Annotated in this window: 29 protein-coding genes and 1 riboswitch; of the genes, 7 read left to right on the forward strand and 22 right to left on the reverse strand. The window is 26.4% G+C overall.

Going from position 1 to position 26,082, the window contains the following annotated elements:
• Positions 1–89: 89 nt before the first annotated feature.
• Positions 90–265: riboswitch (Lysine riboswitch) on the reverse strand.
• A 73-nt stretch (positions 266–338) separates the two neighbouring features.
• From ACZ5TJ_RS09275 to ACZ5TJ_RS09360, 18 genes are all read right to left on the reverse strand, one after another.
• Positions 339–2,075: an HD domain-containing phosphohydrolase gene (locus ACZ5TJ_RS09275; RefSeq protein ID WP_464199062.1), complete on the reverse strand. Its 1,737-nt coding sequence runs from the start codon at positions 2,073–2,075 to the stop codon at positions 339–341.
• 122 nt (positions 2,076–2,197) lie between these two features.
• Complete coding sequence (gene trmB / locus ACZ5TJ_RS09280) at positions 2,198–2,854, reverse strand: tRNA (guanosine(46)-N7)-methyltransferase TrmB (RefSeq protein ID WP_464199064.1); 657 nt, start codon at positions 2,852–2,854, stop codon at positions 2,198–2,200.
• Positions 2,855–2,929: 75 nt separating this feature from the next.
• Positions 2,930–3,709: a putative ABC transporter permease gene (locus ACZ5TJ_RS09285; protein ID WP_464199066.1), complete on the reverse strand. Its 780-nt coding sequence runs from the start codon at positions 3,707–3,709 to the stop codon at positions 2,930–2,932.
• Positions 3,710–3,774: 65 nt separating this feature from the next.
• Positions 3,775–4,581 (reverse strand): putative ABC transporter permease, encoded by an 807-nt coding sequence (locus ACZ5TJ_RS09290; RefSeq protein ID WP_464199068.1) that lies wholly within the window; start codon positions 4,579–4,581, stop codon positions 3,775–3,777.
• Between the two features lie 106 nt (positions 4,582–4,687).
• Entirely contained in the window at positions 4,688–5,539 is an 852-nt protein-coding gene (locus ACZ5TJ_RS09295) for a DegV family protein (RefSeq protein WP_464199070.1), read from the reverse strand.
• Between the two features lie 162 nt (positions 5,540–5,701).
• A complete protein-coding gene (locus ACZ5TJ_RS09300) occupies positions 5,702–6,844 on the reverse strand; it encodes a hypothetical protein (protein WP_464199072.1) in 1,143 nt (380 codons plus the stop codon).
• Between the two features lie 26 nt (positions 6,845–6,870).
• Positions 6,871–8,172, reverse strand: a complete 1,302-nt coding sequence (locus ACZ5TJ_RS09305) for a type II secretion system protein (protein ID WP_464199074.1) — start codon at positions 8,170–8,172, stop codon at positions 6,871–6,873.
• The gene (locus ACZ5TJ_RS09310; protein WP_464199076.1) at positions 8,169–8,780 is read right to left on the reverse strand and encodes a type II secretion system protein; all 612 of its coding nucleotides are present in this window, start codon (positions 8,778–8,780) and stop codon (positions 8,169–8,171) included. Before ACZ5TJ_RS09310 ends, ACZ5TJ_RS09305 begins: the two co-directional genes overlap by 4 nt.
• Positions 8,734–9,483, reverse strand: coding sequence for a type 4a pilus biogenesis protein PilO (gene pilO / locus ACZ5TJ_RS09315; RefSeq protein ID WP_464199078.1), 750 nt, complete (start codon positions 9,481–9,483; stop codon positions 8,734–8,736). The genes ACZ5TJ_RS09310 and pilO overlap by 47 nt, the downstream gene beginning before the upstream one ends.
• Positions 9,470–10,123 (reverse strand): PilN domain-containing protein, encoded by a 654-nt coding sequence (locus ACZ5TJ_RS09320; protein ID WP_464199080.1) that lies wholly within the window; start codon positions 10,121–10,123, stop codon positions 9,470–9,472. Before ACZ5TJ_RS09320 ends, pilO begins: the two co-directional genes overlap by 14 nt.
• 1 nt (position 10,124) lies before the next feature.
• Positions 10,125–11,177, reverse strand: a complete 1,053-nt coding sequence (pilM, locus tag ACZ5TJ_RS09325; RefSeq protein ID WP_464199082.1) for a pilus assembly protein PilM — start codon at positions 11,175–11,177, stop codon at positions 10,125–10,127.
• A 12-nt stretch (positions 11,178–11,189) separates the two neighbouring features.
• Entirely contained in the window at positions 11,190–11,948 is a 759-nt protein-coding gene (locus tag ACZ5TJ_RS09330) for a prepilin peptidase (protein ID WP_464199084.1), read from the reverse strand.
• Entirely contained in the window at positions 11,941–12,381 is a 441-nt protein-coding gene (locus ACZ5TJ_RS09335) for a type IV pilin protein (RefSeq protein WP_464199086.1), read from the reverse strand. Before ACZ5TJ_RS09335 ends, ACZ5TJ_RS09330 begins: the two co-directional genes overlap by 8 nt.
• Before the next feature lie 78 nt (positions 12,382–12,459).
• Positions 12,460–12,903, reverse strand: coding sequence for a prepilin-type N-terminal cleavage/methylation domain-containing protein (locus ACZ5TJ_RS09340; protein WP_464199088.1), 444 nt, complete (start codon positions 12,901–12,903; stop codon positions 12,460–12,462).
• A gap of 61 nt (positions 12,904–12,964) precedes the next feature.
• Positions 12,965–14,170, reverse strand: a complete 1,206-nt coding sequence (locus ACZ5TJ_RS09345; RefSeq protein ID WP_464199090.1) for a type II secretion system F family protein — start codon at positions 14,168–14,170, stop codon at positions 12,965–12,967.
• Between the two features lie 14 nt (positions 14,171–14,184).
• Positions 14,185–15,864 carry a GspE/PulE family protein gene (locus ACZ5TJ_RS09350; protein ID WP_464199092.1) on the reverse strand — a complete coding sequence of 560 codons (1,680 nt, stop codon included), beginning with the start codon at positions 15,862–15,864 and terminating at the stop codon, positions 14,185–14,187.
• 309 nt (positions 15,865–16,173) lie between these two features.
• Positions 16,174–17,043 (reverse strand): methionyl aminopeptidase, encoded by an 870-nt coding sequence (locus ACZ5TJ_RS09355; protein ID WP_464199094.1) that lies wholly within the window; start codon positions 17,041–17,043, stop codon positions 16,174–16,176.
• A gap of 283 nt (positions 17,044–17,326) precedes the next feature.
• Complete coding sequence (locus tag ACZ5TJ_RS09360; protein ID WP_464199096.1) at positions 17,327–17,473, reverse strand: hypothetical protein; 147 nt, start codon at positions 17,471–17,473, stop codon at positions 17,327–17,329.
• A gap of 257 nt (positions 17,474–17,730) precedes the next feature.
• Between ACZ5TJ_RS09360 and ACZ5TJ_RS09365 the strand changes: the two genes are divergently transcribed.
• The 3 genes from ACZ5TJ_RS09365 to ACZ5TJ_RS09375 are packed head-to-tail and all read left to right on the forward strand — an operon-like array spanning position 17,731 to position 20,298.
• Entirely contained in the window at positions 17,731–18,414 is a 684-nt protein-coding gene (locus tag ACZ5TJ_RS09365) for an efflux RND transporter periplasmic adaptor subunit (protein ID WP_464199098.1), read from the forward strand.
• Between the two features lie 24 nt (positions 18,415–18,438).
• Positions 18,439–19,128: an ABC transporter ATP-binding protein gene (locus ACZ5TJ_RS09370; RefSeq protein WP_394883268.1), complete on the forward strand. Its 690-nt coding sequence runs from the start codon at positions 18,439–18,441 to the stop codon at positions 19,126–19,128.
• Positions 19,129–20,298 carry an ABC transporter permease gene (locus ACZ5TJ_RS09375; protein WP_464199101.1) on the forward strand — a complete coding sequence of 390 codons (1,170 nt, stop codon included), beginning with the start codon at positions 19,129–19,131 and terminating at the stop codon, positions 20,296–20,298.
• A gap of 46 nt (positions 20,299–20,344) precedes the next feature.
• On the opposite strand, the gene ACZ5TJ_RS09380 is transcribed toward ACZ5TJ_RS09375, so the two are convergent.
• Positions 20,345–20,584 carry a DUF1292 domain-containing protein gene (locus ACZ5TJ_RS09380; RefSeq protein WP_464199103.1) on the reverse strand — a complete coding sequence of 80 codons (240 nt, stop codon included), beginning with the start codon at positions 20,582–20,584 and terminating at the stop codon, positions 20,345–20,347.
• A gap of 92 nt (positions 20,585–20,676) precedes the next feature.
• Positions 20,677–21,552 carry a radical SAM/SPASM domain-containing protein gene (locus tag ACZ5TJ_RS09385; protein WP_464199105.1) on the reverse strand — a complete coding sequence of 292 codons (876 nt, stop codon included), beginning with the start codon at positions 21,550–21,552 and terminating at the stop codon, positions 20,677–20,679.
• Between the two features lie 163 nt (positions 21,553–21,715).
• Here ACZ5TJ_RS09385 and ACZ5TJ_RS09390 point away from each other — a divergent pair, with 163 nt between their 5' ends.
• The 4 genes from ACZ5TJ_RS09390 to ACZ5TJ_RS09405 all read left to right on the forward strand — a co-directional run bounded on the left by ACZ5TJ_RS09390 (position 21,716) and on the right by ACZ5TJ_RS09405 (position 23,385).
• Entirely contained in the window at positions 21,716–21,871 is a 156-nt protein-coding gene (locus ACZ5TJ_RS09390; protein ID WP_196296480.1) for a hypothetical protein, read from the forward strand.
• 92 nt (positions 21,872–21,963) lie between these two features.
• Complete coding sequence (locus ACZ5TJ_RS09395) at positions 21,964–22,446, forward strand: permease (RefSeq protein WP_464199109.1); 483 nt, start codon at positions 21,964–21,966, stop codon at positions 22,444–22,446.
• Positions 22,443–22,961, forward strand: a complete 519-nt coding sequence (locus tag ACZ5TJ_RS09400) for a permease (protein ID WP_464199111.1) — start codon at positions 22,443–22,445, stop codon at positions 22,959–22,961. Before ACZ5TJ_RS09395 ends, ACZ5TJ_RS09400 begins: the two co-directional genes overlap by 4 nt.
• 61 nt (positions 22,962–23,022) lie before the next feature.
• Positions 23,023–23,385, forward strand: coding sequence for a CoA-binding protein (locus tag ACZ5TJ_RS09405; protein ID WP_464199113.1), 363 nt, complete (start codon positions 23,023–23,025; stop codon positions 23,383–23,385).
• Between the two features lie 59 nt (positions 23,386–23,444).
• On the opposite strand, the gene preA is transcribed toward ACZ5TJ_RS09405, so the two are convergent.
• Positions 23,445–24,680, reverse strand: coding sequence for an NAD-dependent dihydropyrimidine dehydrogenase subunit PreA (gene preA / locus ACZ5TJ_RS09410; RefSeq protein ID WP_464199115.1), 1,236 nt, complete (start codon positions 24,678–24,680; stop codon positions 23,445–23,447).
• Complete coding sequence (locus tag ACZ5TJ_RS09415) at positions 24,680–25,891, reverse strand: NAD(P)-dependent oxidoreductase (protein ID WP_464202307.1); 1,212 nt, start codon at positions 25,889–25,891, stop codon at positions 24,680–24,682. Before ACZ5TJ_RS09415 ends, preA begins: the two co-directional genes overlap by 1 nt.
• Between the last annotated feature and the right edge of the window lie 191 nt (positions 25,892–26,082).

The following is a 26,082-nucleotide window of genomic DNA, read 5'->3' on the forward strand; positions in this document are numbered from 1 at the left end:
AGTTTAAGAAAAAATAAAACCCTGAGGAAATTATCACTCAGGGAAATATTAAAATGTACTTAAACTAAGGTACATAAAAATTACTTACTTCGAATGATAGCCCTCCACAAAAAAGCTTTGTGACAATCTTACACATATTATATGTAAAACCAGCAATATAACCTTAAAGCATTAGTTATACACTTCGGCAAATTTTCCTTTCATATTAAATCATTGTGCTTACCTCATTAATATTACTCTTAAAATTTGCACCTCTACCTCAAATGTTTTATTTTCTTTTTATTTATTATCTTACGATTTTAAAATATATGCAATACATTTACATATTTATTATTATTTTATTTACATTTTAAGTTCTTTAAAACCCTTAAAAAGACTTTAACAAGACTTGGATCAAACTTCTTTCCAGCCTCTTTTTTAATTGCTTCTATTGCTTCCTCTTCACTAAGTTTCTTACCCTTGCCATTAATCATATAATCATATGCATTTAATAAGTAAACTACTCTTGCACAAAATGGTATATTATTTCCTGCTAGTCCTAATGGATATCCTTTTCCATCCCATCTTTCATGATGTGTTAATACTGCACTTGCAATATGACTTAAATCTTTATCAGATTGCAATATTCTATATCCTTTTTCCGTATGAAGCTTTATAAGTTCAATTTCTTCTTTTGTTAAGTTATTTCCTTTTTCAAGTATATCATATGGTATACCAACTTTTCCTATGTCATGAAGTTTAACTACACGCCTTAAATTATCCATCTCATTTTTGCTAAGATTCATCTCTTCACCAATTTTATTAGCAAGTTTCATCATTCTTTTTATTCTTTTTTTAGTTTCAGAAGTATTATAAATGTTCCGTCTAATAGAATTTATTGTAGCTTTTCTTAAGGTTGCATCATTTAGTAGCTTATTTTTATATACTTCTTTTTCAGCTTCAACTATTAACTCATCAATGCTCTTTCCTTTTCCACTAGAAACTCCAAGAGAAATACTAAGAGGTACTGGTTTATAGTTTGCAAGTAAACATTCATAAGATATATTCTCTGAAATTTCAACAGCGTTATCTTTATCTATACCTTTAAGAATAATAACTATTTCATCTCCACCCCATCTAACTACTTCACCTTTATCTTTTACTACTTTCTTTATTACTTTAGCAATTTCTACTATAAATCTATCACCTTCTAAATGACCTAATGAATCATTAACGATTTTTAGTCCATTAATATCCCCCATTATTATACTAATTATATCTTCTTTATTTTTATTATATTCTTTACTTATCTTATCAAAATATGTTCTATTATATAAACCTGTAAGTTTATCTCTATAACTTAAATAGGTCAATTTATCTTCAAGCTTTTTTCTCTCAGTAATATCTCTTGAAGTACCAACTACTCCTATTATCTCATTTTGTTCCCCAAATATTGGAGCTTTTATATCTTCTAAAAATACTTTACCATTTTTATATTTATGGATACTTTCAACCTTGATACACTTACCTGTTTCCATTACCTCTTTATCTTTAGAGACAAAACTTTCTGCTTCATCTTTTGAAAGTGCTAATACTTCATTGCCCTTTCCAATTATCTCCTCTCTTTTTACATCAAATAATTTTTCAAAAGCTAAGTTACATCCTAAATAATTGCTATTTACATCCTTAAAGAAAATTGCCTCTGGTATAGCATCAATTATTGAATTTAGCATATTTTTTTGTTTAATTATTTCTTTCTTTGCTCCTACCCTCCATGTAACATCAATTAATGTTACTATTTCTGATATTTCACTTCCATAATCATTAACATTTACAACATGCACTTCTACTATCTTATCATAAACACTATATTCCTTAATAATTTTACTTCCTAAATTTATATTTCTATTAAATTTAATATTTTCATTTAAATATATTTTATCTAATAAATGTTCTATATGTTTTTTTAATATATCTTCCTTACTAAGATGCAACATTTCGCAAAATTTTGTATTTACCATTTCTACTTCGCTATATTTATTTGCTATAAGAATTGCAAAAGGTATATTTTCTAAAAGTATATCAATTAAATTCAAAAATACCACTCCATTTATAAAAATCTTAATGCCCAGACTTACTATTAATATGTAACATTTAGAATAATTTTATTTACTATAAAATTAAAGAGACTATAAAAAGCCTCTTTTAAAATAAAAATCTATCTTCTAGCTATTAAAAACTTTGTTTTAATACCTTGTTTTGTAAACATATCTTCGTGCTCTGTTGTTACATTATACTTAAAATCACTTGAATGAAGATCGTATGTTATATACTCTATATTGAATCCACTTTCTTTAAAATACTCAATTGATTCTTCAAAAAGTTCATCATCATCTGTTTTAAACCATATTTCACCGTTATCATTTAAGAATTTCTTATAGTTTTCTAATTGTCTTGTATGAGTAAGTCTTCTCTTCTTATGTCTTTCTTTTGGCCATGGATTACAGAAATTTATATATATTCTATCTATAACATCTTCTTCACTTAGCATCTCATCTATTATTGCTATTTCTTGTGCCATAAGTTTTACATTATCTATAACTTCATTCTTATCTTCAAAAGCTTTTTCTATATTTCTTTTAGCTAAAACTAAAACTTCATCTTTTATATCTATTGCTATATAATTTATGTCTTTGTTTTCTGATGCATGTACTGCCATGAATGTACCTTTTCCACATCCAAGCTCTAAATAAATAGGATTATTTTTTCTTGCAAAAGTTTCTCTCCATTTTCCTTTATAATCACTAGGCTTAATTACAAAAAAATCACAACCTTCTAATTCTGGTCTAGCCCAAGGCTTTTTTCTCATTCTCATATGTTACGTTCACTCCATCTTTATAAGTTTCATTCCTATTATACATATTTTGAATATTATTAACAACAGAAATGATTACTTTCCATTTATAAGTGACTTTAGATCTTTCAAGTGATTGTGATGTTTAGTATGTTTTGCATGTGGGAAAGCTTTTAATATTCTATTGCTTTCTTTTCCTTCTTTCTTAAGATTATTAAGTTTTAATAATAACTTTTCTAATCTATCATTATTTTGTCCTTTTCTCTTTTCAAGCTCTTGCTTTAATTTTCTTACGCCAGTTTCACCAAAGGACTCAACCTTTATATTTAACTCTTTAAGTTCATCTTTTATATTACTTAAACTTTCTAAATGTTCTCTTAAATGTATTAGATGCGCCACTGTAAATATTGTATCTACTATAAATATTGTTGTTATTATAGCTGATAGTGGATATAAAATTTTATGTGGAATAGAAACTACTGTATTTTTACATAAAGGTTCTAACACATAAACTATAACTACTGCAAGTATACCAAACATTGTAGAATTTAAAAGGCACACTCTTCCATTTATATTAAACTTATGTTCCGAATAATCCCACCACTTCATATTAAATAATTTTTCAAGTACATACGAAGTAATATATTCTAATATTGATGCAAGTATCATTCCTCCAAAAAATACTTCTACTATATTTCCTTTCATACCACTTAGACATTCAGTAACAATTATGCCTCCAAATCCATATATGGGACAAACAGGACCATATAAAAATCCTCTATATGTAAATTTTTTATCTATAATATAACAGTATATCGTTTCGCTAACCCATCCTAAAAAGCTGTAAATAGTAAAATATATTATTAATTCTCTCAAAAAAATCACCTCCAAATATATAATTATTATATACCTAGATTGGTGATTTTTTTATAAGAATTTTGTTAATTTTGTTTTCTACTTAAATAATCAGCTATACTTTCTTTAAATTTCTTAAACTGTTCTCCTCCATACATTTTAGATTTCATGTCCGGAAATGCTCTCATAATTCTATTTTGAACAGTTGATACACCTTTCTTTCTTTTAAACATACTAAATGTATCTTCAAATTTAGCTTTAAAACCTTTTAAGTCTCCAGTACTTTTTAATTTATTAAAAACTTTGTTAAATTCTATATCATTAAATTTATCCATAGACATATTGAAATTTTTAAGTTCAATATTGATTTGAGATATCTTTTTTAGCATATCATTCATATCTACTAATGAAATAACGGTTAATATAGAATCTAATATAAATATAGCTACTATTATAGTAGAAGCAATTAATATTTGATTATAAGTTAATAAAGATACTTTTGATACTACAAAAGGATTTAATATGTCTATTAAAAATAATGATAAAAATCCAAATATAACGGAATTCAAAACACAAATTCTGCCTTTATAGTTTAATTTATAATTTGAATAATCCCACCACTTCAAATCAAATGCCTTTTCTAAAATTACAGCAGTTACATATTCAAGCGTTGTAGTTAAAATAACAGCCATTATGAATAATAATATACTATTATCTTTAAATCTATCTAATAACCCTATTACAAAAAGGGCTCCAAATCCATAAACTGGACATACTGGACCATTTAAAAAACCTCTATTAACCCATACCTTATCTATCGCAGCACAGTATATACATTCACATATCCAACCTAGTACGCTATAGATAGTAAAATATAAAATTAAAACTGTCATACTCACTCTCCCTTTAAACTATATTTATAAGATAATCATAGATTAATAATACACGTTTCTTCTAGTAATTTCAAACAAAAGAAAAAGGAGTAACTTAGTTACTCCTTTAATTTTCTTCTTCATATATACACATTCCTAATGCTCCTGGCCCAGTATGTATGCCCATTGCAGCCCCTATCTCCTCTAGGGAAATTTCTGTTATATTATTATAATTCTTAACATTTTTTAAGAATTCTAAAGCCTCTTTATCACAATCAGCACTTAAAATCCACACTCTACATTTTCCTTTTTCTAAATATTCTTCTAATATATCCCTCATTTTACTTAATGCTTTTTTTCTTCCTCTAGTCTTAGCATAAGTATATAAAACACCATCATCATTTGAAGAAACTATTGGTTTTAAGTGTAACATTTCGCCTATAGTTCCAGACACTCTTCCAATTCTTCCTCCTTTTTTTAAGAACTCTAATGTTTCAAAAGTTATAAAGCCATGAGTTCTTTCTCTTATATCTTCAAGAGAATTTAAAATTTCATCTAAATCCTTTTTTTCTTCTATCATTTTTGAAACTTCAAGAACAATGGCACCTTGTGGGAATCCTAAAGTCCTTGTATCAAAAAAATGAATATTTAAATCCTTTTTATAATCCTCACATAATAATCTTAAACTATTATATGTTCCTGATAATTTACTAGAAACAGTTACTACTATTGCATCTGTATATCCTTCTTCTATAACTTTTTCTATAACATCTTTAGTATATTTTAAATCTGGAAGTGATGTTGTAGGAATTTCCTCCCTTATCGTTTTATACAATTCTTTAGGAGTTAATGTTACCTTGTCCAAAAATTCCTTATCTTTATATATAATTCTAAGTGGTAACATTTTAATGTTATGTTCCTTTATTGTTGATAAATTTAAATCACAGCTACTATCAGTTATTAACGCAATTTTTCTCAATTCCCATTCCTCCTCTGTTGTTATTAACAATATTATCACATTGTTCATTTTTTAGCAACATTTTCTGCATAATTTTATTCTTTTTTGTTTAATTTTGTATTATTTTTCTTATAAAAATAGAGTTTGACTTAAGTTTTCTTAAATCAAACTCTGTTTTTATTTCTATTTTATAAATTTTTTTAAGCATTTTTTAAGTGAATCTGATATAGGAAAACTTCCATCTGACTCTAATATATTAGAATTATATATGTATACTCCATTATTAGAAACTATACTTAATTTATTATTATAACTATAGCCTCCATCTATAATTACATTTCCTGTTGAGTATATAAATACATTGCCTAAAAAATCAATGCTCCCACTTATTTTTAAATCCCCATTGCTCAATATTACATAATTATCATCATCTAGTTTTATTATAGCTCCTGGTGAATTTCTAAGCATATTCTTATTTATTTCATCTAACCTTCTAACCTTACTCATTTTGTAATCGAATAAAATTACATTACCTTTATAACTATAATTTCTAAGCATAACAAATTCATATTCTAAATTATTTAAATTTAAATTATTTTTTCCAAATGCTAAATTTAATCCTGTGCTTCTTTTTCCACCTTTATTTTCATTTCTAATATTATAAGTATTAACTTGATAGTCTCTATAGTACCAATCTCTATTATTAATTAATACATCTTCAAATTGTTTATCTGCCGTAATATAGTTTGATTTTAAAACTCCATCTATATTAAAGCTTGAATTGCTTAAATCAACATATGAACTTCTAATTTTTAATTTATTACTGTTTAATATAGTAATACCACTACAAGATTTTAAAAACAAGTCTATATCTTCATACCCACTTAAATTTTTATCATGTTTTAATAAAACTTTTCTTGTTTCTTCTTTTTTATTGTTTTCTCTAGTAGCTATAGAATCAATAGTATAAGTGCCATTATCATTTTTTATATTTATTTTGCATGATATATTTTCTAAATAATTTTCATTTAATACATAATTAGAATTTATAAAATTATTACTTTTAAATTTTTTATCTATATATTCTTTTGGTACTTCTACTTCTTCATTCTTATTTATATTTTCATAATTTTTATCATCTATTAAATAATATTCTCCTATTGAAAGGCCAGATAAAGCAGCTGTTTCTAAAATTTCATTTTCTGTGGTGTTTTTATTTAATTTTGACTTATTTGCTACATATGAATATACTGCTATTCCAGTTATTATAAGAGCAGTTAATGTTAATAAAACTACTACTAAAACAGAACCTTTTTTCTTTTTCACACTCTCACCTACCACATTATCATATATTATTTTATTAAAAATTTAGATATACATTTTTTTGTAGCATTATCAACACTATATTGCCCATTAAGCTCAAGAGGTGAATTAATTTCTATATCCTCTCCACATGCAATGCTTGTATTCATAAGTGATTTTGCTGAACCATTAAAAATAAGATCTTTACTTGAATATATAAACATACTAATACCATTGCTTAACCCACTGTTAATAGTTAGCTCTCCATTTATTAATATTACATACTTATTATTTGGTAATTTAACTACAACACCAATTGAATTACTTATTTCTTCATCTGTTATATACTCATAATTATTATAAAGTTCGAATAGATCATTAGTCTCTAAAAGAAAAGCTGATCCATTTGCTTTTCCTGATAAATATCCAATTATAGCTGATAAATTATGACTAAAGAATATATCTTCATAATAATCTCCTTCTAAAAATGCTAATGGTAACCTTTTAGGATTGCTGTTTCCTTTATTATTATTTTTCCCAATAACATCTATAGAATTGCCATATTTTGAAGTTATAACACTTTTCAATTGACTTTCCGCATCTTGTCCATTATCTACTAACCCATCAACAAAATATGAAGAATTTATTAGCCTAAATGAGGAATTCACTTCAATATTTCCTCCGCCTAATAATGTTAATCCTGAAATACTATTAAAGAAATCATCAAGACTTGGTTCTTTATTATTATCATCTTCATTTTTGTCATCACTATTTATTACTAGATCATCACTTTTTTCACTTAGCAAAAATTCATAGCTTCTTTTAGTATTATTTTTACTAAAGTTTATATCAAAAAGAAAACCACCATTGAATTTTTTAACATCAAAATCACTCACATTAGCTGTGATTTCCTCAAAAGAAGATATTTTATTTAAAGTTATAATATTGTCTTCCTCATCTAAATTTTCTTTATATGTATCTACAAAATATAACTCTTTTTCTTTATTATTTTTATTAGTAAAAGATATTAATAAACTTACCTTCTCACTTTCTTCATTCTCTTTTTTAGGTGTAATTTCTAAGTATGCTTTTTCTGATTTTAAGTCTTTATTTATTGCAAAAGATGAAATTTTAATTTTTTTATCTAAAATAATAGTATTATTATTATTTTTTATTTTATTTTTTATCTTTTCTTTAGAATTACTAAAATCATTTTGTATATCTGTTCTATTTCTTGTAATACTACTTCTCTTAGCATAATTAACATATATACCTAAAATTGCTGTTAAAAGTACAGTCATTATAGCTATAACAGCTATTAATTCAATTAAAGTAAAACCCTTCTTCTTCATTTTGTAGATTCGCCCTTTTCTTCTAAATTTATAGGTCTTATTACCATCTCTTCACTTAAACTATACATACTCTTATTTGCAGGTTCTATATAAAGACCTTCTCCATTTCCTTTAACCTTTCCATTTACATAATAATAGTATTGAGTATTTTTTAAAGTTATAGAAGTTAATACTACAGAATATAATCCTTTATCAATTTTTTTAGAGCTTATGTATATTTTATATTTTATAGGATTTTCTTTATCATTTTCTGATATATACGTATTATCATTTATTGGTTTTATTTTGTTATCTCTAATATCTTCTATAAGCATTTTTTGAAGAGAATCTAGATTTTTCCCTTCTAATATTACAGTTTTATCTTTTAAAAACTTATTAAAAAACTCATTATCCTCTTTAAATAATATATCTCTTATACCTTGTGAAACTGATGTATTTTCCATACTTGTATTTGTATTTATTTCTCCCTTATTAGCGTTAGCTATTAACTGAGTCACTACAACAAATAATATAGAAAATATTGCAAGAGCAGCAACTATTTCTACTAATGTAATACCTTTTTTATTTGAAGTAATTTTCTTTTCCAAATTTACCTTTGTTAAAATCATACTTCTCTTGCTCCTTATAATTTAAATTATAATAACTAGCATTTATAACTGCTCTAAGGTTATCTTTATTATTAGAATCATATAATCCATCATTTATATTTACTTCAGATACACTTATTTTTCTTGGCATATCCTCTATTCTCTTTATAAAATTAACTATTCCTTTAAAATCTCCATTTACTGTAATCGTAATATCATTTTTTAAAATATCATCTTCTCTATCAGCTTTTATATCATTTTTTTCACTATCATCTTGTTTTAATAAATCATCATCTTTAGAGTTATTATTCTCTGAATTATTTTTATCTTCTTTTATAGTTTCAGAATTATTTTGAAAGTCAACATTTGCTAATTTAACTGCGGACAAATTACTAACGTTTATTAAGTCTTTTATTACATCAGCTTGCTTTTCTGTCTTTGGAAATTTTTTTATAGCCTTACTATAGTCATCTGATATAATTTTTAAATCTTCATTTAGCCTAACCATTTGTTCAAGTTTTTTATCAATCTCTTCTTTGTCATTTTTATATTTAGTTATTTGCTTTTGTAAGGATAACTGTTCATTATTTAGAGGTCTAACTATTCCTTCTTGAATTATTATAAAAGTAAAAATTAATATACTAATAAATAATAGTATTTTTTCTTTTTTCTTTAACTTTTTTAAGTATACTAAAGCTTTATTTTCTTTCTTAATTTTTCTCATTTTCCCTTTCTCCCTCTATTTCAATAGTAAATTGGACTGCATTTTTAGTATCTATTTTACTATTATTATTTTTATTATCCTTACTCTTATCATTTTTATCTTTAGAATCTTTTTGATTCTGATTTATATTTTGATTTATATTTAAATTTCCATTTATAATTTTAGTATCTCCCATATTTGACAAACTTGCAGTTTTATATTTACTACTCATTTGTAAATTTGCTAAAAATATTGCTACTTCAGAATTAGTTTTAGAAATTCCTTGTAAAGTTATTTTTCCACTATCAAACTTCATTGAATTTATAGATATTCCACTTGGAACATAGTTTCCAATATCCTTTATGTCTTTCCATACTTCACCCTTTTTATTAATTTCATTTATTTTATTAACAAATGTCTTCTCTCTTTGAAGTTCATTATATGTATCTATATATTCTTGATGATCCATCTTATAGCCCTTAACACTACTACTTAGCTTTGAACTTTCATCTTTAAGCGAAATATTTCCTGCATATATTACCCCTGCATTTAATAATAATAATAAAGCTAAAATACAATAAATAATTGCATATATAATTGTGCCATCCTTCTTTTTTTCCTTCTCTATACTTTTAGGGTTAAGATTTAATCTTTTTCTCATATTAACTTCTCCTTAAAAATAAGCCATAAAGCGGTAAAAACTTTCCGAAATTTTTATTTTTATTTCTTACCTTAAGACCTAGTTCTTTAACATCCTTTAATAAAACACTATTTGTATCAAAATAGTTTTCTATATAATTTGATGCAGTTCTGCTAACACTTAAGTTAGATATTATATACATATTACTAACTTTTTCATTTCCTTTAGTTGTGTTATAAAATTTTATTGTTTTTTCTACAATTGAAAATAGCTTATCTATTGATTCTTTTAATCTTGGATATTGTTTAAATAAATTTTCAATATTAGTTCCTTCTAAATTTAAATCTCTAAGTAGTTTCTCGCGGTTTCTATTTTCCATATACTGACTGTTTTCTTCAAGCTTACTTCTTTCAAACTCTCTAATTATGTTTTGAAATCCAAAAGGAATACTTCTCTCTATATTCATAACTCCATCATAAGATATTGAAATATTACTAAATGTATATCCTAAATAAAATATTGCAATAGCTTTATTTTTATATTGTAAGTTACTTTTTAGTAATACTTTATTTATTGTGTTAGTTAAAACATCTATCACATCTAATTTTTTACCTAATGATTTGCTAAGCTCTACATATGAATCTATTTTCTTTTTCATGCAAGCAACAACTATAACGTTTAATTTCACATTTTTCTTATTTTCCTTATTTTTAGATACAACTTCATAATCTATGTAATACTCTTCTTCGTTTGGTATTATCTCTTTTATTTCAAATTCCATAGCTTCTCTTAAAGCTTCGTCATTCATACTTGGTATTTCTATACATCTAACTACAATATCACTTCCAAATGCTACAAATGATATTTTCTTTTCATCTATATCATTTTCTAAAAAATATTTAAGTAATATTTCTGATAATCTAGGAACATCAAGTATAAGCCCCCCATCACATAATCCTTCTGGAATTGCAATTGTATCACTAAATAATATATTTCTACTGTTACCTACTAAAACATCTATAAAATCGTCTTTTATTTCAAGAACAATGCTATTATCTCTTCCAAAACTAATCACATTTTCCCCTCCTTAAAATAAACCTATATACCAATTAAGTGCCTGACAACCAAAAAACACTGATACTAATGTCCCAAGAGATATAAATGGTACAAAGGGAATATAAGTTTTTCTTTTTCCTAAAATTAATAATATTATCGCAACTATTCCACCTAATATAATTGAGAAGAATATTGAAAGTCCAATAAGCATTGGGTTTATATATAATGAAATCATTAAATATACTTCTAAATCCCCACTTCCAAATCCCTCAAATCTTTTTGCAATTAAATATATAAGACCAATTATTATAAGTGGGATTAATATACTAATTAAAATTGTTTTTAGATCTTTTCCATATACCATCTCTATAGTTAAAAATATTATCCCAACTATAAAACCAGTTAATGATATACTAAAATATACTTCTTGTGTCTTTATATCTATAATTGATGCTATAAGAAGGATTGAAAATAGAACTATATATTTTATAAAATTTAAAGTTAAACCGAATTTCATATAAATCAGTACATATATTATCCCATTTAATATTTCAATTAATGGATACATTATACTTATTTTACTAGAGCAATTTTTACATTTTCCTCTTAAAATAAGATAACTTATTACTGGAATTAGCTCTAATGGTTTTAATTTTTTATTGCAATTTGTACAATGTGAAGGAGGAAATGCTATATTCTCTCCCCTTGGAATTCTATATATACAAACATTAAAAAAACTTCCAAATATAAGTCCAATTATAAAAACTGATAAAATTATCAAACTATTCATCTATAAATCCTCCAAAACTCCCATCTGGATCTACTTTTATTTCTTCTGTTTTCGCATTTATAATATGTTTAAGCCATCCAAGTTCTCCTACTCTATAAAGTAATTTATCTTTTTCTTTTACCTTAATAGTTATAAGATCATTATCATTTAACTTTTTCATTACGTAGCTTAATTTCATAAAATCAAATTCTGGCTTTCCATTTGGATTTTCTGGATTAATATCTGTATTTTCTTTTGTAGGAACTAATATTCCATCATTATAAGCCTGTTCTGCTGTTGTATATATTGTTTTTGCCTCTGTTTTTATTGCAACTTGTCTTGATTTATGTACATAAGATATAACCATTGGAACTGTAATTGATGCTAATATAGCTATTATTGCAACTACTGCAATTAGTTCAATTAAAGTAAATCCTTTCTTACTTTTATTCATTAAATTCACCTACTAATTAAAATACTATTACATAAGGATACTTTTTAAAAGGCTGTCCTAAGACAGCCTTTATTTTTATTATTTAGTAGCTTGTGCTATTCCTGTATAAACACCATTATTATCAACTTGGATATTTGCTTCATTAGCTTTGATTATTTGTTTTAAATCTCCTAATGTTCCAGTTGTACCTACAGTACCTAACTTACTAACATCGGAATTACTTAATAAATCTTCAGTTTCAAGTTTATCTACAGCAGTTTTAACTTGAATTTTATCAAACTTATCTTTTGCAACTGTTTGTCCTGTTGCTGCCTCTAATTTACCATCATTGTATGCAGCTTCTGCAGCATTATATATTGTGCTAGCTTCTGTTTGCACTGCAACTCTCTTAGATTTATCTACGTATTTTATTACTCTTGGAACTGCAACTGCAGCTAATATTGCAAGTATTGCAACTACTGCGATTAGTTCAATTAGAGTAAATCCTTTTTTCTTTTTCTTCATGACTTTATTTTTGTTCATTAAAAAGTCCTCCTTTGTAATATTTTTATATTTAAACCCAAAGCTTGGGTATAATATCGTTTTATTGTACAGCTTGATACATTGAGAACATTGGAAGTACCAATGATAAAACTACAAATCCAACTACAAATGCCAATATAATTATCATTACAGGCTCAATTAAATTTGTAATTTTCTCTAATGCAAAATTTGCTTCAGAATCATAAAAGCTTGATGCTTTTTTTAATGTTTTATCAACACTACCAGACTCTTCACCAACTTTAATAGACTGAACTAACATTTTAGGAAATATATCAAGTGTAGCTAATGCATCACCTATTGTTGAACCATTATCTATTAAATCTCTACATCTTAATAATTTATTTTTAGCGTATTCATTTTCTACTACGTTTGCTGAGATTTCCATACAATCTATAACACTTATACCACCTGCAAATAATATAGAAAACGTTCTTGCAAATCTTGCAGTCATTATTTGTCTTGATACAGTTCCTAATACTTTTACTTTTAACTTTAGCTTGTCCTTAATATATATGTAAGATTTATTTTTATCTAAAATAAATCTTTTTATTAAAAAAATTCCAAGTATAAGTATTAATATTAATAGCATTTCATTTTTTATAAAGTTACTTAAAGCTATTACTATTCTTGTTGGTATAGGAAGCTTTTGATTCGCTGATAATAAATTCTCTACAAATATAGGAACTACATATGCTACAAGTACTGCTACTACTAATATAGAGAAAGTTATTAAAAATTTTGGATATATTAATGCATTTTTTATTTTTCTCTCCTGCTTATATTGTTTATCATAGTAATCGGCTAAATCTTTCATTATTTCATCTAACCTACCTGTTGCTTCTCCTACTTTTATCATATCTATAAAAAGCTTCGGAATATCTTTAAACTTAGAAAATGCGTCTGATAACATTTTTCCTTTTTCAACTTCTTTAAAAACATTTTCTAATATATTTTCAAGTTTTTTGTTTTCAACCTGATTTTTTACAATGCTTATACTTTCTAAAATATTAATTCCTGATGAAAAAGAAAAATATAATTCTCTACATAGTATTGATAAATCTTTTTGTGATACTTTATAAAACATATTTAGATTTAAGTTTATTGAAGATTCATCATTTTCATAAGAAATTAAAAAATATCCTTTACTTTTTAACTTTCTTCTAAGTTCTTCTTCATTATCTATATTTAGTTTTCCTTTTAGCTTCTTTCCATCCATATTTTTAGCTTCATATTTATATAAAGGCATTTATTATGTCTCCTTTATTCATTAATTACTGTTATTCTCATAAGTTCATTTATTGATGTTTTCCCATCTAAAACTAAATTTCTACCTGATTCAAATAAAGTTCTCATACCTTCTTTAATTGCTTGTTTCTTTATTTCTGATATATTTTCTCTCTTATAAATCATCTCTTTTATTTTTTGACTTATAACCATTATTTCAAATATTCCAGTTCTACCTTTATATCCACTTTCTGCACATTTTGAGCAGCCAACTGCTTTATATAGTTTTACTTCTTCTTTATTACTAACTCCAAGCAATTCTTTTTCATAACTACTTGCTATATATTCTTCTTTACAGTTATCACATAATTTTCTTGAAAGTCTTTGTGCAACTACTCCTGTTAAAGAAGAACATATTAAATATGGAGGTATTTCCATATCTAAAAGTCTTATTATAGTGGAAGCTGCATCATTAGTATGAAGAGTACTAAGAACTGTATGTCCTGTAATTGCGGATCTCATAGCCATAGTTGCAGTTTCTTCATCTCTTATTTCTCCAACCATAATAATATCTGGGTCTTGTCTTAATATAGCTCTTAATCCACTTGAAAAATCAAGACCTGCTTTAGTATTTACATTAACTTGTACTATTCCTTCAACACTATATTCAACAGGATCTTCTAATGTAACTATATTATTTTCTTCATTTTTTAAATCTTTCAATAAGGAATATAATGTTGATGTTTTACCACTTCCGGTTGGACCTGTAACTAATAACATTCCATATGGTTTTTTCGTTATATCATCTAATATATTTATATCTCTATCTGTAAGCCCTAAATTTACTTTTGAAAGATCAAATGCTGTCTTATCTAGGATTCTTATTACCAAATTTTCACCATTTATTGAAGGCAATATTGAAACTCTTAAATCGATTTCTTTTCCATCAATTTCAGATAAAATCTTACCATCTTGGGGTATTCTTCTTTCTGAAATATCCATACCACTTAATAGTTTAATTCTCGTAACCATTGAATTTAAAGGTTCTTTAGGAGCTTCAAATTGCTTTTTAAGTCTTCCATCTATTCTATATCTTATTACTATATTATTTTTCTGTGGCTCTATATGTATATCACTAACTTTATTTCTAACTGCATTTTCAATTATTCTATCTATAAGCTTTACTGCTGGAGATGAATTTTCTTCCTTTATTTCATCCTCAGCACTCTTATTTTCATTAATTTTTTCTTCTTCATTAAGTCTTGCCGCAGCTTTTTCCATAAAATCTCTAGAATAATATTTTGCAATAGCATTTCTTATTTCTTCTTCTGATGCTATACCAATTTCAACTTTATAACCTGAAGATAAGGCAACATCCTCTTCTGCAAATACATTTAAAGGATCTGACATTGCTATTACTAAATTTCCATTATTAAATTTTACTGGTATTAGATTATATTTCTTTGCAAGTCCTTCTGATATAGTTGTAACTGCAGCCATATTAACATCTGTAGATTCTAAATCTATTCTAGGTATACCAAGTTGAAGTTCTAAAAGATTTATTAAACTCTCTTCTGTTATAAGCCCTTGTTCTACAAATATTCTTCCAAGCCTTTTTGAAGTAGATTTTTGTATTTTTATAGCTTCATCTACTTGTTTTTGTGTAATATAACCAAGTTCAACTAAAAGATCTCCTAATCTTTTTTTATTTTTCACAAAATCACCTAAATTTTATATATTTCATCATAATTATACAATATTTTTCTTGTTTTTAGTATATCTTTAATTACATTTGATTTTAAATCCATTATTTTTACATTTTATTCATTTTTCTCAATTGTATTAGCCAAATAAAAATCCACCTTCTTAAAGCTTTTGGTGTTTCCTAAGCCCCATAAGGGCACCTCACTTAAAATAAAGTATTAATACTTTATTATCTAAACACAATTTCATAACAAGTGGTTTTCTAAATACAAAAAAATAGTATAAACTTTAAGCTTATACTATTTCTTAAACATTAAACTATTAGTATGCTAAAATTTCAACACCTGTATCAGTTACTAATACAGTGTATTCCCATTGTGCTGAAAGTGAACCATCTTCTGTTAACGCAGTCCAATCATTATCTGCATCAACAAAAACATGATAATCACCTTGGTTTAACATAGGTTCAATAGTAAATACCATACCTGGTACTAAAACCATACCTTCTCCTCTTGTTCCTATATGAGCAACAAATGGATCTTCATGGAATCTAATTCCAACACCATGTCCTCCAAAATCTCTAACAACTGAATATCCGTTCTTTTCAGCATGTTCTTGTACAGCTGCTCCAATATCACCTAAGAATCCCCAAGGTTTTACTGCCTCTAATCCTTTATCTAAACATTCTTTAGCTACTTTAACTAAATTATGTGCTTCTTCTGAAACATTACCTATTTCAAACATTCTTGAGGCATCTGAAAAATAACCCTCTTTTATTGTAGATACATCTACATTTATAATATCACCATTTTTTAATATTATATTTTTATCAGGTATTCCATGACATACTTCATCATTAATTGATGTACATACACTCTTTGGGAATCCTTCATAATTTAACGGTGCAGGAATTGCTCCATGTTCTACAGTATAATTATATACTAATGTATTTATTTCTTCTGTGCTCATACCTTCTTTAATTTTTTCTTTAACTAAATCAAGAACACCATTATTTATTTTAGCACTATTTTTAATACCTTCTATTTGTTCAGCATTTTTAACTAGTGATCTTGGTGGCATCATTAAACCTTTTCTCTTTAACGCTTCATATTTTTCGTCAAACTCAGCGTGACATTTTTTATATTTCTTTCCGCTGCCGCACCAACAAGTATCATTTCTATTTATTTTCATTCTTTCTCCTCTTTCCTATAATAAATAAACTTATATACTATATTATATCCATTAGTATGAACTTTTTCAAAAAAGTAATGAAATTTAATTGATTAATCTATATTTCCTCCTTATAATTACAAATATAGAACAAATTATACAATGTAAGTTTAATTTATTTTTATGACTAGCCTTACTAATTATATACTAGGGGTAATAGCTAAAAACATATTAAATTTTTCACTAAAATAAGGCTTACACACTTTGTAAGCCTTTTCTTTTTTAATATATTAATAAATATTTGTTATTCTAATTCATTACTATATTTTTGATTAAACACCTTCTCTTTATCTATTCCTAATTCGTTGCAAGCATCTTCAAAACTGCATCCATTCTCATCCATATATTTTGCTACATAGTTATCCACATTTGGCATTGAATAATAAGTCATTTTTCTCTCCTCCTTCAAATTAAATAAATAAAATTTTCTCTCATAAAAAGATTATATTCATCGTGTAAACATTTAATTATATTATATAGTAATTTTTTAGAAAATTCACTATATTTTCTATATTTTTAAAATTTAGTAAATGTTTTTTATTTTAACAATTTATTTTATTCAGATAATAAATCATTGATTCTTTTTTTTATTTAGTATATTATTAGTTTATTACTTAGTCGTCAAACTAATTTTGGGAGGTTTATTTTATGAAGAAAAATTCAAAAAAAATATTGACTATAGTGATATGTATTGTATTGGCTGCTGTAGCTTATATAACATATTCAAATATAGAAAGTAAAAATAATAAAAAAGCAAATGAAGATGTTTATGAAACTTCAAAAGTAAAATCAGGTGAAATCAAAGTGACTGTATCTTCTTCTGGTATAGTTGTTCCTAAAAATTTAAGAAATCCTAATTATAATGACTTACAATTCCAATTAACTGTAGATGAAATGGATATTGTTAACCTAAAAAAAGATCAAACTGTTAACATTGAAATTAATGCATTCCCTGATAAAGTATTTAAAGGAACAATTAAAAATATCGCAGAAACTGGTACAACAGTAAATGGTGTTACAACATACCCTGTACTAGTAACTTTTGATAAAAAAATTGAAGGCTTAAAAAGTGGTATGACTGGTACATCTACTATAACTACTGAAAAGAAAAATAATATTTTATATGTACCTATCGATGCAATAAACCAAAAAGAAGATGGTGAAAACTATGTAATTGACCCTTCAAACGGTGAAGAAAAAACTGTTAAGACAGGAATTCATAATGATGACTCAATTCAAATCACAGAAGGTCTTAAAGAAGGTGATGAAGTAAGACTTCCTACTTTAGTTAAAAAGTCACCAAATGGTTTTCCTCCTATGATGGGAAAATAAATTTAATATTTTGGGAGGAAATTTATGATGAGTAATTTTGTTATTGATGTAGAAAATGCTTGTAAAAGCTACGTTATGGGTGATGAAACTCTTAAGGTTTTAAATAATATAACTCTTAAAGTTCCAAAAGGTCAATTTGTTGCAATTATAGGTCCATCTGGTTCTGGTAAATCAACATTTATGAATTTTATTGGATGTTTAGATAAAGTTGATAGTGGAACTTATATTTTAGATGGAATGGATGTTAGAGATTTAAATGATAATGAACTATCTGAAATACGTAACAAAAAAATTGGTTTTATATTTCAGCAGTTTAACCTACTAAGTAAATTATCTGCTCTTGAAAATGTAGAACTACCCCTTATATATAGAGGAATATCTTCTTCTGAAAGAAGAAAACGTGCAATAGAAGCATTAAAAAAAGTTGGACTTGAAAATAGAAAAAATCATCTTCCAACTCAATTATCAGGTGGACAACAACAAAGGGTTGCAATTGCTCGTGCAATAGTAACTGATCCTGAAATTTTACTTTGTGATGAACCAACAGGTGCATTAGATACTAAAACAAGCAAAGAAATAATGGAGCTTATAAAAGATTTAAATAAAGAAGGTAGAACTATTGTTATGATAACTCATGACCTTAACGTCGCTTCTCAAGCTAAAAGACAAATCAGGATAAAAGATGGAACGTTATATGAAGGAGATGATATATAAATGGGTATAATACAAAGCTTTAAATTAGCATTTAAGCAATTACTCTCTAACAAAATGCGTTCAATTTTAACAATGCTTGGAATAATAATTGGGGTGCTTTCAGTTACTTTATTAGTTTCAGTGGCAAACTCTATGACTGAGAGTGTAAATTCTCAAATGACTGACCTTGGTTCTAATATAATTAGTGTAATGGTAACTTCTAAAGACCTAAATAAACAACTATCTTATACTGATGCAAAAAAATTTAAAGATATTGATAATATAGAAAAAATATCTGCTGATGTATCTGGAAATGTGGATTTAAAATATAGTGATAAAGATAAAATATCTCCTATAGTTGGAACAGATAATAATTTTATTGATCTTGAAAATAAAAAATTATCAGAAGGTAGATTTATTTTACCTATAGATATTAAATATAATAATAAAGTAGTTGTACTTGGTAATCAGATTGCAAAAGATATTTTTGGATTTGAAAATCCACTTCATAAATATGTAAAATTAAACGGTGTTAAATATAAAGTTGTTGGTATATTAGATAAGGATACTTCAGCATTAAATTCAACTAACGATAAAATTTATGCACCAATAACTTCTGTTCAAAGATTAATTAAAAATATATCTGTATCAAACCTTTATCTTAAAGTAACTGATACAGATTCTATTGATAATACAATGTCTATTATAGAAAAGAAACTTGATAAAATCTTTGATGAAGACGAAAATTCTTATATGCTAATAAATCAACAACAAATATTAGATACAATATCAAATATGCAAGGAACTATGAAAACAACAGTTGGTGTAATTGCTGGTATTTCTTTACTAGTTGGTGGTATAGGTATTATGAATATAATGCTTGTCTCTGTAACTGAAAGAACTAGAGAAATAGGTATTAGGAAGGCATTAGGTGCAAAGAGACGTGATATACTAATGCAATTTTTAATTGAATCTATAGTTATCAGTTTAATCGGAGGAATAATTGGAGCTATTTTAGGTATAATTGGGTCGCAAGCATTTAATAGTGTTCTTGGAGTTACATCCGGTATTTCTTGGGGCATAGTTATTTTTGGTCTAGTATTTTCAATATTTATTGGAGTTATATTTGGACTTATGCCTGCAAACAAAGCCTCTAAGCTTCTTCCTATTGATGCTTTAAGAACTGAATAATACTGTATTTAATAAAAAGAACAGCCAATAGGCTGCTCTTTTTTTATTACATTTTAATTTTAGATACTTGTTTAAACATATTTATTTCTTTTTCTGATTCAACTTCTTCTAAAGATTCATTCCAATCTTTATCAAATTTAATTTTAAAAAGTTCTATATGTTCTCTTTCTTTAACAGGTGCCATTGCAACATATTCAGAGCCACATATTAAAACTTGGTCTAATACAACATAGTCTACTTTACTTCCATCAGCTTCTCTAAATGATACTACTTTTTCATCTGCCAATTTAATCACTCCTTTACTTATAAATTTATTATGCTTTTAATTACTAAAATTTATCCTAAATTTATATAAGTTATAAGGAATACTTAAATAATTTATTTTTTATATCTTTTTGCGTATCCACATCTTTTACATAAATCTTCTACTGCACATCTTCTTGAAAATCCATCATAAATATTTTTAGCTCTATCACCATCTAATATTTCACCTAAAGAATTTTCAAAAATATTTCCAAGATTAATGTTACCTTCACTATCTAAACAGCAAGGCACAACTGTACCATCTACTAATACTCCAATTTGATCTCTAAGCCCATAACAAAAAATTTCTGTGTCTTCGTTATCTTTATCAATATTTGGCCATTCAAATTTTTCAGCCATATTTAAATAAATATTTTTTCTAATCTTTATACCATTGCTTTCTAATAATTTTTCTTTAAGACTAAATGGAATTTTAAGTCCTTCTTCTAACATAGTAATAATATCTCTATTTAATTCATTACAAGCTTTTAGTTCCTTACTATCCATATTCCAAAGTCTCATTGAACAAATTATATTACTATTTTCATTTGCATCTAATATAAAATCACATATATTAGATACATACTCTTCTAGTTTAACTTCACTATCATTAGCTTCAAAGCTATGAAGTGATATATTAACTTGTCTTAAAGCTTTCGCTTTTATAAGAATATCTCTAACTTTATTTATTAATGTTCCATTTGTAGTTATGTTAACTTTTAAGCCATTTTCATAGGCAATATCTAAAAATTTTTCAAGATTTTTATTTAAAAACGGTTCTCCCATTAAATGTAGATATATATAATCTGTATATGGTTTTATAGATTCTATAACTTTTTTAAAGGATTCCTCATCCATAAATTGTAGCTTTCTCTTAGTCTTTGGACAGAAATTACAACTTAAATTACAAATATTTGTTATTTCTATGTATACTTTTTTGAATCTTTTCATTAATATCCTCCTTTAAAACACTCAAAGTTTATTATATTTTATTTTCATTATTTTTTATAGGTCTTTCTTGAAATTATTATAAAAATATGAAGTAACATTATAATATAAAATCTATTAATAATCCCATACTATAAATGTAATAAACTTTTAGGAGGTATTCTGAATGAAAAGCGAAAATAGAAGAGTCTACTCAAAAGAAAATTATTTAGCTAATGGTCATAAAACTCAAAATCAATGGTCTAGAAACAGATTTACTACTACAACAAAAGAACCTGGAATTAACGAAAGCGGAATTGAAGCTAAAAAGAGAGGTTTCTAATTTAATAATTTAATAATTTAATAAACATTATCACTTTAAAACCCTATGAATATTATAATCATAGGGTTTTATAAATTTTTAAGGGTGATTTAATGACAGCTTTTATTTTATATACTTTAGCCATTTTTTTATTTATTATTTCATTTTTTAAAGATAAAAATAAAACAAAAAAGGCTTTAAAAATTTCGCTTAAATCTTTTGAGAATATAATGCCTCAATTTTTAAGTATAATATTTATTGTTTCATTAATTTTAGCAATTGTAAATCCAGATACAATATCAAATTTAATTGGTGATTCTTCTGGTTTTTTAGGTGTAATATTATCATCAGTAATTGGTTCTATTACTATAATGCCAACATTTGTTGCTTTTTCAACTTGTAATACCCTTCTTCAAAACGGAGCTGGCTTTGCTCAAGTTGGAGCATTAGTTTCAACTCTTACATTAGTTGGAATAATGACATTTTCTTTAGAAAGTAAATATATCGGAAAGCGAGCTGCTTTTCTTAGAAATTTTATTGCTTTCTTATTCTCATTTGTTGTAGCTTTTATTTTTGGGAAGGTGATGCTTTTATGAATATTGTTTTAAAAATAGCTAAACGTTATTATCTATTTCTTATTTGTATTGTACTTACTTCTATTCTATATTTTATTAGTTCTGATCTTGCATCGTACACATTTCTAGGTGCAAAATCTAGCTTTTTAGAAATGCTTAAAGTACTTCCTCCAATTATGCTTTTACTTGGTCTTATGGATGTTTGGATCTCTAGAGAATATTTTATAAAATATATGGGAAAAGATTCTGGTATTTTAGGTATAATTATATCAATAATAATCGGCTCTTTAGGTGCAGGACCTATGTATGCAGCTTTTCCTTTCACATCTGTATTACTAAAAAAAGGAGCATCTATTTTTAATATAATTATTTTTATGAACGCTTGGTGCGTTACCAAAATCTCTACACTACTTTTTGAAATATCATCCCTTGGATTTAAATTTACACTAGTTAGACTCTTAATAGACATTCCTGGAATTATTTTAATGGCTTATTTAGTATCCATTTTTATGAAAAATCATGAAATTTCAAAATAGAAATAATCTCATATATAAAGAGGTATAATAAATTTATTAAGACTACTTAGGAGGTTATATTATGGAATATAAAAATATAATTGATTTTAAAAATTGGGTAGTAATTGGAGATGTTACTAATTCTCTTAAATATGCTAATAAAATTCTAAATAAGTTTAAAAGTAAGAATTATAATGTATGTGGTGTTCATCCAAATGGCGGAGATCATGTATATAAAACTTTAAATGAAGTACCATATAAAATCGACGCGATAGATTTATGTATCAATCCAAAACTAGGATTAGAATTTATAAAAGAAGCTAATACCTTAGGTATAAAAAATATATTAATTCAACCTGGTGCTGAAAGTTACGATATATTAAATTACTGCAAGGAAAATAATATTAATGCAATAGAAGGTTGTGCATTAGTTAAATTAGGATAATTGAAACTATAATAAAAAGTCAGGTAAATTAAAAACATTTACCTGACTTTTTATTGTATTTATAATATGATCTCTCTTTCTTTTTCGCCTTTTTTAAACTTTATCTCTCCGAAAGATATACTTTGAGTTGGGCAAACATTTGCACATAAATGACATCCAACACATTTATCTTTATTTAAAATAGGTTTTCTTTCTTCATTATCCCATTCTATTGCTTGATGTGCTCCATCATAACATGATATATAACATCTACCACAACCTACACAAGTTTCATAATCAAATTTTGGATACACTATATATCCTCTATCTAAATCTTCTGCTGGAATAATATTTTTAACTGCAAGTCCAACCATATCTTCTAACTTATCAAAGCCTCTTTCATCCATAAAATGTGAAAGACCGCTAATCATATCTTCAACTATTCTATATCCATATTGCATTATACCTGTTGTAACTTGAAGATTACTTGCTCCTAGTAATATAAATTCTAAAGCATCTTCCCAAGTTTCTATTCCTCCAATACCGCTTATAGGAATACCTTTTAGCTTTTCATTTTTTGAAAGTTCATATATAAATCTAAGGGCTATTGGCTTAACAGCTTTTCCTGAATACCCAGAAACTGAAGATTTACCATTTATAATAGGTAGTGCTGTCATTGTATCAAAGTCAATATTAGTAATACTCTTAATTGTATTTATAGTAGCTATAGCATCTGCTCCACCTTCAATTGAAGCAATTGCAGGTACTGACATATCACCTATATTTGGTGTCATCTTTGCAAGTATTGGAAGGTGTGTTCCTCTTCTTACTGCCATGCAGTATTTTTTAACTAGTTCAGGATTTTGACCTACATCTGAACCCATATCATGACTTGTCATTTGAGGACATGAAAAATTACATTCAATCATATCTGAACCAGCTTCTGTAACAAGCTTTGCAAGATCTTCCCATTCCTTTTCATTTTGTCCCATTATTGATGCTACTACAACTTTGTTTGGATAATTTTCTTTAAGTCTTCTAAGGTCATTTAAGTTTTCTTCTAAAGAATGCTCTGCAATTTGCTCCATATTTTTAAATCCAACAAATGATGTTCCTTCTTTTCTTAGATTAGTAAACCTAGGTGATACTTCATTTGGTTTAAAGAATCCAATTGTTTTAAATACAACACCACCCCAGCCTACATCAAAGCATTTAGCACACATTTCATAACAATTTCCAACTGGAGATGATGATAAGAAAAATGGATTTTCACATTTTACTCCACAGAATTCTATTGATAAATCTTTCTTCTTCATTATCTAGCACCCTCCATCTTCTCTAAATATTTATCTATTGCAATTGCAGCTTCTTTTCCTGTCTTTAAAGCATAAACTACTGTCTTATCACCTTCCACAATATCTCCTGCTGCAAATATATAATCAATATTTGTTTTATAATTATCTGTAATAATAATTCCTTTTTCATTAACTTTTATATCTGCTATATTATCTACATTCTCAGGATCTTGACCTATTGCAAATATAACATTATCAGCTGGAAGTTCTATTTCAGAATCATCAAACATTCCTACTGCTTTGAACCTTGTAACAAAGCTATTTTCTCCAATTATCTTTAAAGGTTTAAAGCCTGTAAATATAGGTATATTTAACTTTTGAACTTCTTCAATACTTGCTCTATCTGCTGGCATATTTTCTATTTTTCTTCTATAAACAATTTTTACATCTGAAGCACCTAAATTCTTAGCAGTTGTTGCACAATCTATTGCAACATCTCCACCACCAATTACTATTATCTTATCTCCAATCATTGCCTTTTTGTTTGTATTAACTTCTGAAAGGAAATCTACTCCATTTAATACTCCATTAAGGTCTTCTCCTTCAATTTCTACTTTCTTGCTCTTTTGCATTCCAGTTGAAATTAATATTGCCTTAAAACCTTCGTTTTTTAGATCATCTATACTTTTATCTCTAGGCACTTTACAACTAGTTATAAAGTCTACCCCTAACCTTTTTATGTATCCTATTTCATTTTCTACTACGTTTTCTGGTAACCTTTCATCTGGTATACCGTATGTTAACCATCCACCTAATTTAGGAGTTTCTTCAAATACAGTAACTTTATATCCTCTCTTTGCAAGTTCAGTTGCTGCTGAAAGTCCACTTGGACCTGATCCTATAATTGCTACTTTTTCTTTTGTAGCTTCAGGTATTTCTAAAACTTCAAGTCCTAAAACTTTTTCATAATCAGTTAAATATCTTTGTAATTTTGCTATTTCTATAGGTCTGTCTATTCCAGTTCTACTACATGCACCTTCACAATATTTAGATGTCGGACATACTCTAGCACAAACTCCTCCAAGTATGTTATTTTCTCTTATAGTTTCTACTGCTCCTTTTAGATTTCTAAAGCGAAGTGAACGAATAAACTTTGCAGGATCTGTCCCTACAGGACAAGCTTTTGAACATGGGGCATCATGACATAATAGACATCTTGCTGATTCCTCCATAGCAAAAAATGGTGGAAATGCCTCTTCTCTAAATTCTTTTAGTATTTTCTCATCTCTTCCCAAAATAACTCCTCCTATCAAAATTTTTATTGATTACGTTTACATTATAACAATATAACTTGAAATTTGTCCAACCTATCCATCTGCTGTATATTAGCAAATTTCCCTTAATTTATTAATAACTACTAGTT

Source organism: Clostridium budayi (genome assembly GCF_055396605.1).